The sequence below is a fragment of the Enterobacter hormaechei subsp. hoffmannii genome (assembly GCF_001729745.1).
Lineage (GTDB): Bacteria > Pseudomonadota > Gammaproteobacteria > Enterobacterales > Enterobacteriaceae > Enterobacter > Enterobacter intestinihominis.
Window position 1 is genome coordinate 3,449,777 of sequence record NZ_CP017186.1, and the last position, 14,194, is coordinate 3,463,970.

Here is a 14,194-nt window from a genome sequence, read left to right on the forward strand (position 1 = left end):
AAAAGCAGTACTTTTTTATTAGGGACAAGACATGGGAAAGAAGATGCCTTACTGGTGGCTCTCGTGCTGCCTGATATCTGTGCCCGCTATCGCGGCAAACCCTGCGGCGATGATTAATACCGGACAATTAAGCGAAACGCAGGAACTCCCCTCTTTAAATGGCCGCGTGGCGCCCGTAGCCAGCAAAGCCGCCCCCGGCACGCTACAGCTGGATGAAGCCGTAAACCGCGCCGTGACCTGGCATCCGGCCATCAGTGAAGCCGTCGGCAAACTTTATCAGCAGAGCGAAAATGTGGACGTCGCCAAATCGAAATATTATCCGCAAATTAGCGCCGGCATGGATAACGGCTATAGCCACGACGGCGACGATAATGGCTTTACCCCCTCGCTAGTGCTTTCGCTTTCGCAAATGCTTTACGACTTCGGCAAAGTCGCAAGCCAGGTGCGCGCCGAAAACGCGGGCGTCGCCCAGCAGCAGGCCAACGTACTGGTGAGCATCGACACTATCGCCCACGATACCGCCATCGCTATGGTGCAGGTGCAGACCTGGCAGCAGATGGTCGAGACCGCTAAAGAACAGCTGGACGCCCTGACCTCCATCGGCACACTGACGAAGCTGCGTAATGACGAAGGCGCCACGTCGCTCTCTGACGTGGTGCAGACCGATGCCCGTATCGAAGGCGCGCGAGCGCAGCTGATGCAGTATCAGGCCAGCCTCGACAGCTCACGCGCCACGCTGATGAGCATGCTGGGCTGGGACGGCCTGAACGCGGTCAGCAATGAATTTCCGCAAAGTCTGGCCCGCAGCTGCGATATTGCCGAGCCGGACGATCGTCTGGTGCCCTCGGTATTAGCGGCCTGGGCGCAGGCCAACGTCGCGCAGGCCAATCTCGACTATGCCAACGCGCAGATGACCCCTACCGTCTCGCTGGAGCCGGAAGTCCGCCACTATCTTAACGACCGCTACTCAGGCAACGAAACGCGGGACCGCACCCAGTACTCCGCGTGGGTAAAAGTGCAGATGCCGCTCTATCAGGGCGGCGGCCTCACCGCCCGGCGTAACGCCGCCGGACACGCGGTGGAATCGGCCCAGTCCACCATTCAGCGCACCCGTCTTGAGGTGCGGCAAAAACTGCTGGAAGCGCGCAGCCAGGTGATGAGCCTGATGAGCACGCTTCAGATCCAGGGCCGCCAGGAAGCGCTCAGCGCCCGTACCCGCGAGCTGTATCAGCAGCAGTATCTCGATCTTGGTTCCCGCCCGCTGCTCGACGTGCTCAACGCCGAGCAGGAGGTGTATCAGGCGCGCTTTACCCAGCAGCAAACCGCCGGACAGCTCCGCCAGCTTCAGCTGAACTGTCTCTACCAAACCGGGCGCATACGTCAGGCGTTCGATCTTGAAAACCGCACCATCCAGACCGTGGAGATCCAGCCATGAAGCAACGCGATATTCCGCAAGGTGAAAACATGACGGATGAGGCGCTGGAGCAGTGGGCGCAGGCGTTTGGCTATGTGGCGACGCGCTATCGCGTTGCCTGCTCGCCAGGCTCGCTGATCGCGGGCGCGCCGTGGCTGAAAGGCAAACCGATGGTGCCCGCGCTGACGCAGCTCGCCCGTGAAGCCGGGCTGACGTTCCAGCTGCTGACGGCCGATCAGCAGTCCATTAACAGCTGGCGTCTGCCGGTGGTGGTAGAGCTAAACGACGGTAAAATCGGCGTGATCGACAATTTCGACGGCGAGGATACGCTTGAGGTCAGCTTTTTCGACGACAACACGCACACCAACCGCCTGTCGATGAGCGCGATGCTGCCTGCCATCCGCCACGTCATCGCCCTGCGTCCGCTGGCGGCGCTGAAGGACAGCCGCGTGGACGCCTATATCTCAAAATACCGCCCGGACTGGCTCTACCGGCTGGTGATGCGCGACCTTCGCCCTTACAGCTGGGTGATGCTGGCGGCGCTGTTTATCAACGTGCTCTCCCTCTCCGGCATTGTCTTTTCCATGCAGGTGTATGACCGGGTGATCCCCGCCCAGTCCTACCCGACGCTCTACGTACTGACTATTGGGGTACTGATCGCCACGCTGTTTGGTTTTGTGCTGCGCGTGGCGCGCGGGCACATTATGGATCTGCTGGGCAAACGCTCGGATATGCGCGTCTCGGATCGGGTCTTCGGCCACGCGCTGCGGCTACGCCACAGCGCCATTCCGCGCTCCACCGGCAGCTTTATCTCCCAGTTGCGCGAGCTGGAGCAGATCCGCGAGATGGTCACCTCCTCCACCATTTCCACCATCGTCGATCTGCCGTTCTTTATCCTGTTTGTGATTGTGCTGGCGATCATCGCCCCGCAGCTGGCGTGGATCGCCCCGGTGGCGGCGGTGATCATGGTCCTGCCTGGCCTGCTGCTGCAAAAGAAGCTGGCGGAGCTGGCGAAGCAGTCGGCGCATGAATCTACCCTGCGCAACGCGGTGCTGGTGGAGAGCGTGCAGGGTCTGGAGGACATCAAGCTGATGCAGGCGGAGAACCGCTTTTTGCAGCAGTGGAACAGCTATATCCAGATCACCGCCGAATCCGGCCTGCGCACCCGCGAACTGACGCAGAACCTGATCAGCTGGGGGATGACCATTCAGAGCCTGGTCTATGCCGGGGTGATCGTGGTGGGCGCGCCGATGGTGATCGACGGCACCTTAACCACCGGTTCGGTGGTGGCCGCCTCGATGCTCGCCTCACGGATGATCGCCCCGATGGCGACGCTGTGCGGCGTGCTGGCCCGCTGGCAGCAGGTGAAGGCTGCCAAAGAGGGACTGGACAGCATTATGCAGCTGCCGACCGAGAACCAGCGCGAAGAGACGCCGATCCGCCAGGACGTGCTGCGCGGCCACTATCTTTTCGAGCAGGCGCAGTTCCGCTATCACCCGGAAGATCCCCGCATGGCGCTGCGCATTAACCGCCTGGAGATCAAAGCGGGCGAAAAAGTGGCGATCCTCGGGCGCAACGGCGCGGGCAAATCAACCCTGTTGCAGGCGATGGCGGGCGGGATGGATCTGGCGGGCGGTGAACTGCGGCTCGACAACCTCAGCCTGCCGCATCTGGACGTGGCTGACGTGCGGAGAAACGTCGGCTTTATGACCCAAAACGCCCGGCTGTTTTACGGCACCCTGCGCGAGAACATCACGCTCGGCATGCCGCGCGCCACCGATGAAGAGATCTTCGAGGTGCTGGAGATGTGCGGCGCGGCCAGCTTTGTGCAGAAGCTGCCAAAGGGGCTGGATTACCCGATTATGGAGAACGGCGTCGGGCTGTCCGGCGGGCAGCGGCAGTCTATTCTGCTGGCGCGGATGCTGCTGCGCGACCCGAATATCGTGCTGATGGATGAACCGACCGCCTCCCTTGATGAACATACCGAGCGGGAATTTATTCAACGTCTCGGGGCGTGGCTCGGCAACCGCACGCTGGTTGTCGCGACCCACCGCGTGCCGGTACTGGAGCTGGTGGAGCGCGTGGTGGTACTCAAAGATGGCATGCTGGTGATGGACGCGCCAAAAGCGCAGGCGCTGAACAACAGCCGTATGCAGCAACAGCAGCAGGCAACCGGACGGGAGTGGAACAATGAAAATCAATCAGCGTGACGTTGCCGCAGTAGAAGATCTGGATAACGCGCTCGACTCCGAAAGCGGTTATACCGGTGCCCGGCGCATCGTTTTCTTCTCCCTGCTGATGTTTGTGGTGCTCGGCGTCTGGGCGTGGTTCGGGGTGCTGGATGAAGTCTCAACCGGCACCGGAAAAGTGATCCCCAGTTCACGCGAGCAGGTATTGCAGTCGCTGGATGGGGGGATCCTCACCGAGCTGAACGTACACGAAGGGGATCAGGTGCAGGCCGGACAGGTGCTGGCGCGGCTGGATCCTACCCGCTCGGAATCTAACGTCGGCGAAAGCGCGGCGCGTTACCGCGCGTCGCTGGCCTCCAGCGTGCGCCTGTACGCCGAGGTGAACGATCTCCCGCTGAAATTCCCGCCTTCCCTGGCGAAATGGACCGAACTGACCGCCGCAGAAACGCGGCTTTACAACTCTCGCCGCGCCCAGCTGGAGGATACGCAGCGTGAACTCCGCTCCGCGTTAGCGCTCGCCAATAAAGAACTGGCGATCACTCAACGGCTGGTGAAAACCGGTGCCGCCAGCCACGTGGAAGTGCTGCGCCTGCAACGGCAGAAAAGCGACCTGGAGCTGAAGCTCACCGACGTGCGTTCCCAGTATTACGTGCAGGCCCGTGAAGCGCTGTCGAAGGCCAACGCCGAGGTGGATATGGTGTCAGCGATCCTGAAAGGCCGCGAGGATTCCGTTACCCGCCTGACGGTGAAGTCGCCGGTGCGCGGGATCGTGAAAAACATCAAGGTGACCACCATCGGCGGCGTCATACCGCCCAACGGCGAGTTAATGGAGATTGTGCCGGTGGACGATCACCTGCTGATTGAAACCCGCCTCTCGCCCCGGGATATCGCCTTTATCCATCCTAATCAGGAGGCGCTGGTGAAAATCACCGCCTACGATTACGCGATTTACGGCGGGCTGCACGGAGTGGTGGAGACCATTTCGCCGGACACCATTCAGGACGAAGCGAAGCCGGAGGTGTTCTACTACCGTGTATTCATTCGCACAAGCCAGGATTATCTGGTGAACAAGGCGGGCAGGCACTTTTCGATTGTGCCGGGGATGATTGCGACGGTGGATATTAAGACCGGGGAGAAAACGGTGCTGGATTATCTGATTAAGCCGTTTAACCGGGCGAAGGAGGCGCTGAGGGAGCGGTAGTCAAACGCCGGGTGGCGGCTTCGCCTTACCCGGCCTACACCGCTGTTCCGAGTGATGAGGATCCAACACACCTAACATGATCTCCATCACCAATCTGCTATAGTAGCCCAAATTCATTTTTCAGGAAGAAATCATGCGCCAACGAACCATTGTCTGCCCCATCATCCAGAATGACGGAGCCTACCTGCTATGTAAAATGGCCGACGATCGCGGTGTATTCCCCGGTCAGTGGGCACTCTGCGGTGGTGGAATGGAACCCGGCGAAACCATGGAACAGGCGCTGCGCCGTGAAGTCCGTGAGGAGCTGGGCGACGCGCTGGACATTATCGACGTCAAGCCCTGGGCTTTTCGCGATGACATCAGGGTCAAAACTTACGCCGAGGGTACCACCGAGGAAATTTATATGATTTATCTGATCTTCGACTGCATCAGCGCCAATCGGGATGTTACGTTTAACGACGAGTTTCAGGAGATCGCCTGGGTTTATCCGGAATCGTTAAGAGAGCTGGATCTCAACGAGGCCACGCGCATTACCTTTGCGCAAAAGGGCCTTCTTTAATCGCCCACTGCCCCGGCGTTTTACCGGTCCACGTTCTGAAAACTTCAATAAATGCGCTGACGCTGTTGTATCCGCACGAGAGCGCAATCCACCCCACCGGCTTCCCCGCCGCCAGCCACTCCATCGCCTGCATGACGCGCGCCAGCTGGCGCCAGTTGACGAAGTTCATCCCCGTCTCCGCGCTAAACCGCCGGTTGAATGTACGTACGCTCATCCCGGCACGGCTGGCATGGCTTTCCACCGTCTGATTATCATCGACGGATTGCAGCAGTTTCCTGACCACATTTTTCAGCCGGGGATCGGTCGGTACGGGCAGATAAAAGCGGACCTGAGACGCCAGAGCCAACTCCTCCAGCAGCAGGATGAGCTTTCGGGAATCGTATTCACTCCCGGCAACGCTTAAACGGGAAAACAGTGCATCGGTAAAATCGTCAGACTCGAAAAGCGTGGCCTCTTCCGGAAGCCCTTCACAATGGGCAGGGTCAAGATAGACAGCGCAACCTTCAATCGCACTTTCCGAAAAGGCAGCGTGCTGCTGACCAGGCGGGATCCAGCCGATATGTTTTGCGGGTACCACCGAACGCCCCAGCGGCGTCTCAATCACCAGCAGCCCCGCAGCAATGCGCCAGAGCTGGCCGGCATGATGGCTGTGCCACGGGGTGTGATAGCCGCCGGGATGAACAAGCCTCTCAGTTGTCAGCATGAATTTGACCGAAAATCGTTATTCTTCGACTTATTACAGAAACTACGCCTTATGCTGTCAAGGATAATAGCGGCTCAACATCACGAGGAGCTAACATGACCATCATTACATCCCTGATAAACCAGCCCGACAACACCGCGCAGCGCGAGCAAATGGCCTGTCTGTTAACCCGCTTATTCAATGGCAATGTAGATCCGGCAGAGGTGTTTACGCCCGATTACCAGCAGGTTACGGACGGTCACATGCTTGATTATCAGGGATTTATGAAACACCTGAACCATGTGCGTGCGCAGATCCGCGAGATTACGTTTACCGTGGAAGCGTTATGTTGCCATAACGAATGTGTGGCAGACCGGCACAGAGTGGCCGTGACATATCCGGATGGTCGCCAGGCAGAATTAGAGGTGTATATGTTTGCCACGCTGCGCGAGGGGAAAATTTGTCGGATCCATGAAGTCACACAGGCGCCAGACGGCGATGCATTTGACCGCACCCTCGCCCACGCCACGCAATAACCTTACCCTACACGGGAACAGCGCATAACGGCATCTGCCATTATGCGCATCCGCTTACAGGGAAATTTTCAGACGTCGAACCGCTTCTTTAAGCTGCTCATCCGTTGGGGTAACGAAAGACATGCGCAGCGTGGTGTGGTCCGGCTCGTTGCAGTAGAAGAACTCACCCGGCACAAACACGACGCCGTTGCTCAACGTTTTTTCCAGCCATTTCGTCGTATTGATGCCGTTATTCATTTTCGCCCACAGGAACATGCCGCCCTTTGGCTTGTGGAACGACATCACATCGCCCAGCTCCGCTTCCAGTTCACTGGCAAAGGTCTGGTATTTCTGGCGATAGGCTTCGCGGATCATTTTAATCTGATTCGCCAGACGACCGGTTTTCAGATATTCGTACGTCATCAGCTGCGACAGCGTGCTGGTGTGCAGATCGGTGGTTTGCTTGAGGTTCACCACCGCACGCTTCAGCCACTCCGGCACCAGCACCCAGCCCACGCGGGTGCCCGGCGCGAGGATTTTAGAGAAGGTGGAGGTGTACACCACGTTATCCTCATTGCCGATATCTTTGGCATGAGCAATCAGCGGGCGGAATGCTTCCTCGGTATAGTTGATTTCGCTGTACGGATCGTCTTCGATAATCACGAAGTCATAGCGCTTCGATAATTCCACCAGCTGTTTACGACGCGCCTCGGAGAGCGTCACGCCGCCCGGGTTACCAAAGGTTGGCACGATATAAACCGCTTTGATGGTTTTGGTTGCCACCAGCGCTTCAAGTTCATCTACTTTCATGCCGTCGCCGTCGGTGCCGACGGATTCAAAATTCGCCTGTGCAAGGCCAAAGACCTGCAACGCGGCGAGGTAGGTCGGACGCTCAACGACGACCGTATCGCCCGGGTTAATTAACGCACGCGCCAGCACGTCAAGCGACTGTTGAGAGCCGGATGTAATGACCACGTCATCGGCTTTACAGGCGATGCCGCGACCTTCACAGATGCGTTGGATCTCTTCGCGTAGCCCCGGGACGCCTTCCGTCAGGCCGTACTGGAACGCTTCGCCAAAATGCTGAGACAGCACGGCATCAGCGGCAATTTTTAAACCTTCATGATCGAACAGATCCGGGTTTGGAATACCGCCCCCCAGCGAAATCACGCCTGCCATTTTGCTATGTTTTAATAATTCACGGATGGCAGAGGATTGCAGGCCCTGCGCGCTGCTGGCGAGTTTGTTTGCAGACATTCTTTACTTACCTTCTTTTTTTATATTGTGCCCAATCTTAGCAGAATATGGGCAATAAATTCCGTTAGCTTAGGCAGCGGACGCAAATCCTGGCGCCACAATAAATGCACCGGCCTCGGCGCGGGCGTAAACGCTTCCAGAACCCGAACCAGCCTGCCGCTTGCCAGCTCTTCAGCCACCAGCACTTCCGGTTGCAGCAACAGTCCTGCCCCGGCTCGCGCCGCCATGCGTAAGCCGTAGCCGTCATTGCATCGTAAGACGGCATCACGCTTCCAGCGCACCTCGCCTTCCACACCGGGCAGCCGCCACTCGTTACGCGCCGTCCATACCGTGTGCGACAGACACAGGTGATCCACCAGATCGGCTGGCGTTTGCGGCGTACCGTGACGCGCCAGATATTCCGGCGCGGCGCAGATCGTCATGTTGTAGGGACACAGGTATTTCGCCACCAGATCCTCATTTCGGATCTCCCCGATGCGAATGGCCAGATCGACCCCTTCCTCCACCAGATCCACCATTCGGTTGGTGAGATCCAGTTCGATGCGCACTTGCGGGTAGCGCTGTAAAAACGTGGCCGTCAGAGGCGCGATAACGCAGCCGCCAAACGAGGTGGGTGCCGTCACGCGCAGGGTGCCGGCGGGCGTGGCTCGCAGACGTTCAACTGCGTTTTCAGCAATCGAGACCTGCTCCAGCACGCGCCTGGCCTCTTCGAAATAAACGCGTCCGGCGTCGGTCAGGCTCTGGCGACGGGTGTTGCGCTCCAGCAGCCGCGTGCCGAGCTGCGATTCCAGCAGCGCAATATACTTCCCGACCATCACCGCCGACATCTCCAGCCGGGCCGCCGCGCCGGTGAAGCTGCCGCTTTCCACCACCGCGATGAACGTCTCCATCCCGCGAAGCTTATCCATATTCCAAACCTCTGGTTAGTAATCTTCTAACGTTAGCCCAGTTTATCTGAGTTTTTATTTATTAAAGAATGAAGGCTCACAACATAAGGAGTCTGCTATGAAAATCGTCATTATTGGTGCCAGCGGTACGGTCGGTCGTGCAGTCACAGAAGAGTTAAGCCAACGCCACGAGACGATCCGCGTGGGTCGCACGCAGGGCGAGCATCAGGTGGATATCACCTCGCAGGCGAGCGTACAGGCGCTGTTCGAAAAGATCGGCCCGGTGGATGCGATTGTCTCCGCCAGCGGTGGGGTACACTTCGGCCCGCTCGCAACCATGACCGACGGCGAGTTCAACCGGGGCTTGCAGGATAAGCTACTGGGGCAGGTTCGTCTGGCGCTGACCGGCCAGCACTTCCTGAACGAAGGCGGCTCGATCACGCTGATAAGCGGGATTGTGGCGCACGAACCGATTGCTCAGGGCGTCAATGCCACCACCGTAAACGCGGCGCTGGAAGGGTTTGTGCGCGCCGCGGCCTGTGAACTGCCGCGCGGGATCCGCATTAACCTGATCAGCCCGACGGTGCTGACGGAATCCGTCGAAGCATATGATGGCTTTTTCCCGGGCTTTGAAAGCGTTCCCGCTGCGACCGTTGCGCAGGCCTACCGCCGCAGCGTGGAAGGGGTACAGAGCGGGCGGGTATATAAAGTCGGCTATTAAGCCTTACGGGCGGCGATCAGCACCAGCATCGGGCGTTCCGCCTCTTCGGCCAGCGCGGGCCAGGCGTCAACCTGCGCCTGCGTTGGTCCCCACTCATTGACTTCACTTATCGTCAATCCGGCCTTGATCAGCGCGTTAAGCGTGGTACCCAGCGTGCGGTGGTATTTGATTACCCCCTCTGCCAGCCAGTTGCTGACGCGCTTGCCTTCGTCCTGATAATGGTTCACGCCCCAGAACCGCTCACCGTTGTCGTCGGTGAGCCAGCCCTGACGGGTGGCGCAGGTATAAATCGGGTGCTCCATCGAGAAAACCAGGCTGCCGCCGGGTTTAAGCGCACGCTGCACCCTGGCGAATAACGCGTCCAGTTCCGGCAGATAGTGCAGCGCCAGCGAGCTGTAGACCAGATCGAGACTGTTTTCGCGAAGCTGAAGAGATTCCAGATCGCTACGCTGATAGTGGATCTGCGTGTCATCCGTCAGTTCTGCCGCGCGGGCGAGCATCTTTTCAGAGATATCGACGCCCGTGACGTCACAAGCGCCCAGCTCGCGCGCCACGCGGCAGAACCAGCCGTAGCCGCACCCAAGATCGATAACTGATGTGCCAGTTAAATCCGGCAGCATCGCCTTAAGCGCAGGCCACTCCGGCGCGCCGTCCAGCCCCTGCACGGAGCGCGGAAGCTGGGCGTAGCCTTCGAAAAACGCCGGATTGTCGTAGATGTTTTGTGCCATGGCAGATCCCTCTTTAAGAATGTGCATAGCAGTATACTGCATTGTCGGGTGGCGGCTTCGCATTACCCGACCTACAAAATCTCCGAACCGTAGGCCGGGTAAGCGCAGCGCCACCCGGCACCACATTAGCCCACAGAGCCCCAGACCAGGTTCCCCTTGTGGAACGTCGCGGTACGCGGAGAGATACGCGCCACGGCCTCGGCGGAACAGGAGGCATCCACCAGCACGAAGCTGGCGTCGTCCTGCGCTTTAGGCCACACGCGCTCACCTTTGTCGTTCAGCGGCAGCACGTCGCCGGTGGCGATGCCCAGCGCCCGCGAAAGCGTCTGTTCGTTCGGGCGAATATAGAGCTGGGCGTAGAGGTTGGCTTTCTCCAGCATGTCCCCCAGACCGTACGGGGACCAGTGGTCAATCACGCTGTCGGTACCGGTCATGACAAACACGCCTTTATCACGCAGCTGCTTCAGCGGCATGTGCAGGGTGCCAATCGGCACGGTGGAGGCGATGGTCACCTGCTGCGCCGCCATGCGGGTGGCGATCTCATCCACCTGCTGTTCGTTAAGCGTCGCCAGCGCGAAGGCGTGGCTGATGGTCAGCTTCCCCTTCAGCGCCGGCGTTTTCTCCACGGTTTCTACCATGTAGTTCACCGCCGCCACGCCCGCCGGGCTGGTTTCGTGCAGGTGAATATCCACCCCTTTGTTGTAATCCAGCGCAATCTGGAACATGGTGTCGAGGGATTTCTCCATCGCGCCGTCGACGCTGGTTGGGTCCAGCCCGCCCACGTAGTGCGCCCCCGCCTGCATCGCCTCGCGCATCAGCTTTTCAGAATTCGACAGCAGCAGACCGTGCTGCGGGAAGGCAACGATTTCACAGTCAAAACCTGGCTTACGGCGCGCCAGTACCGCCTGCAAATTTTCCAGGTTTTTCAGGCCGGAAACCGGCTCTATGTTGCAGTGGCTGCGGGCGATGCTGGACCCTTTGGACTGGATCAGGTCGATCAGCTTTTCGGCGCGTTCTTGCGTGTAAGGCTGTAATTCCGGCAGCAGCTTCTGCTCCAGGCGGATCATGTCCTGAATGGTGGTACCCGCCGGACGGTTCAGGGAGCGCCACGGGCCGCCATAGAAGGTTTTGTCCAGATGGATGTGCATGTCGCGCATCGCCGGGAGCATCAGCTTTTTGCCCGCATCGAAGTGCGGCAGGGCCGCGTCGGCGTGGCTGTTGTTATCGCGCAGGGCGACGATTTTCCCGTCTTTTATCTCAAGCGTTTTCAGCTCGGTGCGGGTACTTGTCACCACGCTGCCGTCGAAGTTAAACCCGGCTTCCAGCAGCACGTTGTCGAGATAGTAATGTTTTGCGGTGATGTTCATCGGTTTACCCGTCACGCAGGTTGCCTTAGCAGAATCGGCAGCATACGCGACGGAACCCGTGGCGCCAAACAGCGCGCAGGCGGTAACCATTTTACCGCTCTGGCTAATAAACTCGCGGCGGCTTTTATTCTCACTCATCTTATCTTCCTTCGTTAACAATGTGGGTACCCGTTTCACCGCGCAGCGCTGCGGGCAGGCAGTCCGGCGAGGTGATGATCACGCGCCTGCCGCCATGGCGTAAAAATTCCAGCGAAGCGACGATTTTTGGCAACATGCTGCCCGCCGGGAAGTGGCCTTCATCCCTGTAGCGCGTCATCTGCGCCACGTTGACGGTATCCAGCGCCTGCTGGTTCGGCTTGCCGAAGTTCACGCACACTTTCTCCACGCCGGTGGTGATCACCAGCACGTCGGCGCCGATCTCGCGCGCCAGCAGCGCGGTGGAGAGATCTTTATCTATCACCGCGTCCACGCTCTGATAATCGCCCTGGTCACTGCGCACCACAGGAATGCCTCCGCCGCCTGCGCCGATCACCACAAATCCTTTCTGCGTCAGCGCCTTGATGGCATCCGCCTCGACAATGCGCCGCGGCTGCGGTGAAGCTACCACGCGGCGATAGCCCCGGCCTGAATCCTCGACAAAATGCCAGTCCGGGTGCGCAAGTTGCAGTTCGTCGCGCTGCGCCTCGCTGAAGAACGCGCCGATGGGTTTCGTCGGGTGCATAAAGCCAGGATCATTTTTATCCACCTCCACCTGCGTGACGACCGTGACCGCTTTTTGTTCCCCGCGCGCCGCCAGGCGGTTGTTGAGCGCCTGCTGGATCAGGTAGCCGATGCCGCCCTGGGTATCCGCCACGCAGTTTGCCAGCGGGGTCAGCGGCAGCCCTTCCCGCTCGTGGGCGATCTCGGCGCGGCGCAGATCCAGCCCCACCTGAGGGCCGTTGCCGTGGGTGAGCACGATGTCATAGTCCGAGGCCAGCATTTCGAGCACCGACTCAGCCACCGCTTTGACCGCCTGCGCCTGATGCTCAATCGACTGGCTGGCGTTGTCTTTGATAATGCTGTTGCCGCCGATGGCAACGACCATAAGCTCTTTCATTTTGTTTCCTTTAGAAGGTGCGTTCTGGCACCCTCACCCTGGCCCTTTCCCACTGGGAGAGGGGGATTAACAGAGTTATCGAGAACATGCTTCACCACAAACATCCCGCCCATCATCAGGTAGGCCGTGACGAACATCAGGGAACTGCCCTCGGCAAAGCCCACCACCGGGGCGTGGATCACGCCAAACAGCGCCAGCAGCGCGCCTCCTGCGGCGGCGACGGCCCCCCGTAGCGGTTTGTTGATGATGGCGAAGATGGCGATACAGCCCCAGAGCATGCTGGCGAGCGGCGCGCCGTTGCCGAGATGCATCAGGCCTTCGTAGTAGATCCCCTTGCTGTGCAGCACGTCGGTGCCAATTTTCGCCGCGCTGGTCCCCGCCGCGCTCATCACGCTGTTCATCATGGTCAGCGCCCAGTTGGCAATCCACGGGAACAGGCAGATGAAGATGACGGGCACCTCCACTTTCGGGGTTTCCCTCACCACCTGGTTGGCGGTGACAACGCCGATAAACACCAGAATCGGCACGATGGCGGTCATCGGGATGATGGCGAGCATAAAGGCCCCCAGCCCGAACAGCGGCACGATGAACATGGTCACGCCGGACGCCAGGGTGTAGCCGATGCTGGCGCCCATCGCTTTCCAGCCAGGATGGCCGACGTAGACCGTGACCGGGAACGGATTGCCCATCAGGCAGCCGAGCATGGAGGCCAGACCGTTCGCCAGCATTACCTTGCGGGTCGGGTATTCATCCCCCGCCGCATGGGCGCTTTCGATGTTCTCCAGGTCAAAGATGTAGTTCGCCAGCCCCAGCGGTACGGCGGACGCCAGATACGGCAGCGCGTGCGGCAACCCCTGCATAAAGCTGTCCACATGCACTTCCGGCGGGTTAAAGCCGAAGGATGACATGGACGCTTTAATGGCATCCGGGCTTTGCAGGCCGGAGATCCACGCAAGCAGAGTACCGGCAATCAACAGCAGCAGGCCGGTCGGGATGCGGGCGAAAATCGGCTTTTTACCGAACCAGTTAATGAAGATCAGCAGCAGGACGATAAACGACACGGTCGGCGCTTCGAACGCCTGCAACATCGGGTTCATCGCCAGCAGGAGCAGGCCAAGACCGGACAGGCACGACAGCAGCACGGTACGCGGGATCATCTTGCGGATGGTTTCCCCCAGGAAGGAACCGCCCGCGAGGATCATCGCTTCCACAAAGCACCACACCAGGCCAATCTGAATCGCGAAATCCGCATCGCCGGTTTGCTGGTAAACCGGCATTAAGACCAGGAAGGTCACGGTAAAAATCGACGGCGCGCTCGGGCCGGACGGCAGCGCGGTGACGTCCGTTCGTCCGGTGGCGCGCGCCATTTGCAGGCCAAACCACGTATAGCAAAGACTCGCTACCAGCACCGCCAGCCCGAAGGCTGGCGCGATGCGTCCATAAACAATCTCCTTCGGGATGCCGACGACAAAAATGAGCAACCCCATCATGGTCAGCAAATTGGTCAGGTTGTTGGTCATCAACCCGAAATAAGCTGCCCAGTCACCTCTTTTCCACTCCAGTTTCATGTTTTTCATG

The 14,194-nt window shown here is 59.3% G+C and carries 13 protein-coding genes; 6 read left to right on the plus strand and 7 right to left on the minus strand.

All coding sequences use genetic code 11. The annotated features are described in order from the left end of the window. Window positions 1-31 precede the first annotated feature (31 nt). The 4 genes from BFV65_RS16160 (at window position 32) to nudI (ending at window position 5,363) form a co-directional block, all read left to right on the plus strand. Entirely contained in the window at window positions 32-1,435 is a 1,404-nt protein-coding gene (locus BFV65_RS16160; protein ID WP_069596882.1) for a TolC family outer membrane protein, read from the plus strand. Beyond that, window positions 1,432-3,624 carry a type I secretion system permease/ATPase gene (locus tag BFV65_RS16165; RefSeq protein ID WP_023298431.1) on the plus strand — a complete coding sequence of 731 codons (2,193 nt, stop codon included), beginning with the start codon at window positions 1,432-1,434 and terminating at the stop codon, window positions 3,622-3,624. Before BFV65_RS16160 ends, BFV65_RS16165 begins: the two co-directional genes overlap by 4 nt. Continuing rightward, window positions 3,605-4,804: a beta-barrel domain-containing protein gene (locus BFV65_RS16170; RefSeq protein ID WP_069596883.1), complete on the plus strand. Its 1,200-nt coding sequence runs from the start codon at window positions 3,605-3,607 to the stop codon at window positions 4,802-4,804. Before BFV65_RS16165 ends, BFV65_RS16170 begins: the two co-directional genes overlap by 20 nt. Window positions 4,805-4,937: 133 nt before the next feature. After that, window positions 4,938-5,363: a nucleoside triphosphatase NudI gene (nudI, locus tag BFV65_RS16175; RefSeq protein ID WP_032625899.1), complete on the plus strand. Its 426-nt coding sequence runs from the start codon at window positions 4,938-4,940 to the stop codon at window positions 5,361-5,363. Here nudI and BFV65_RS16180 read toward each other — a convergent pair. Beyond that, window positions 5,335-6,066, minus strand: coding sequence for a helix-turn-helix domain-containing protein (locus BFV65_RS16180; RefSeq protein ID WP_069596884.1), 732 nt, complete (start codon window positions 6,064-6,066; stop codon window positions 5,335-5,337). The two genes, nudI and BFV65_RS16180, sit on opposite strands and share 29 nt — an antisense overlap. Window positions 6,067-6,161: 95 nt before the next feature. Here BFV65_RS16180 and BFV65_RS16185 point away from each other — a divergent pair, with 95 nt between their 5' ends. After that, on the plus strand, window positions 6,162-6,581 hold the full coding sequence (locus BFV65_RS16185; protein WP_023298434.1) for a nuclear transport factor 2 family protein: 420 nt from the start codon (window positions 6,162-6,164) through the stop codon (window positions 6,579-6,581). A gap of 54 nt (window positions 6,582-6,635) precedes the next feature. Here BFV65_RS16185 and BFV65_RS16190 read toward each other — a convergent pair whose 3' ends face one another. Both BFV65_RS16190 and BFV65_RS16195 read right to left on the minus strand, forming a co-directional pair. Then, on the minus strand, window positions 6,636-7,817 hold the full coding sequence (locus tag BFV65_RS16190; RefSeq protein ID WP_022649114.1) for an aminotransferase-like domain-containing protein: 1,182 nt from the start codon (window positions 7,815-7,817) through the stop codon (window positions 6,636-6,638). A gap of 20 nt (window positions 7,818-7,837) precedes the next feature. Further along, the gene (locus BFV65_RS16195) at window positions 7,838-8,725 is read right to left on the minus strand and encodes a LysR substrate-binding domain-containing protein (protein ID WP_045308444.1); all 888 of its coding nucleotides are present in this window, start codon (window positions 8,723-8,725) and stop codon (window positions 7,838-7,840) included. Between the two features lie 97 nt (window positions 8,726-8,822). Here BFV65_RS16195 and BFV65_RS16200 point away from each other — a divergent pair, with 97 nt between their 5' ends. After that, window positions 8,823-9,425 (plus strand): short chain dehydrogenase, encoded by a 603-nt coding sequence (locus BFV65_RS16200; protein WP_023298436.1) that lies wholly within the window; start codon window positions 8,823-8,825, stop codon window positions 9,423-9,425. Here BFV65_RS16200 and BFV65_RS16205 read toward each other — a convergent pair. The 4 genes from BFV65_RS16205 to BFV65_RS16220 all read right to left on the minus strand — a co-directional run bounded on the left by BFV65_RS16205 (window position 9,422) and on the right by BFV65_RS16220 (window position 14,193). After that, entirely contained in the window at window positions 9,422-10,153 is a 732-nt protein-coding gene (locus tag BFV65_RS16205; RefSeq protein WP_023298437.1) for a class I SAM-dependent methyltransferase, read from the minus strand. The genes BFV65_RS16200 and BFV65_RS16205 overlap by 4 nt on opposite strands. Window positions 10,154-10,278: 125 nt before the next feature. Next, window positions 10,279-11,658: an amidohydrolase family protein gene (locus BFV65_RS16210; RefSeq protein WP_069596885.1), complete on the minus strand. Its 1,380-nt coding sequence runs from the start codon at window positions 11,656-11,658 to the stop codon at window positions 10,279-10,281. Window position 11,659: 1 nt separating this feature from the next. After that, window positions 11,660-12,616, minus strand: a complete 957-nt coding sequence (locus BFV65_RS16215) for a carbamate kinase family protein (protein ID WP_023306797.1) — start codon at window positions 12,614-12,616, stop codon at window positions 11,660-11,662. Continuing rightward, a complete protein-coding gene (locus BFV65_RS16220) occupies window positions 12,613-14,193 on the minus strand; it encodes a xanthine permease (protein WP_069596886.1) in 1,581 nt (526 codons plus the stop codon). Before BFV65_RS16220 ends, BFV65_RS16215 begins: the two co-directional genes overlap by 4 nt. Window position 14,194 lies beyond the last annotated feature (1 nt).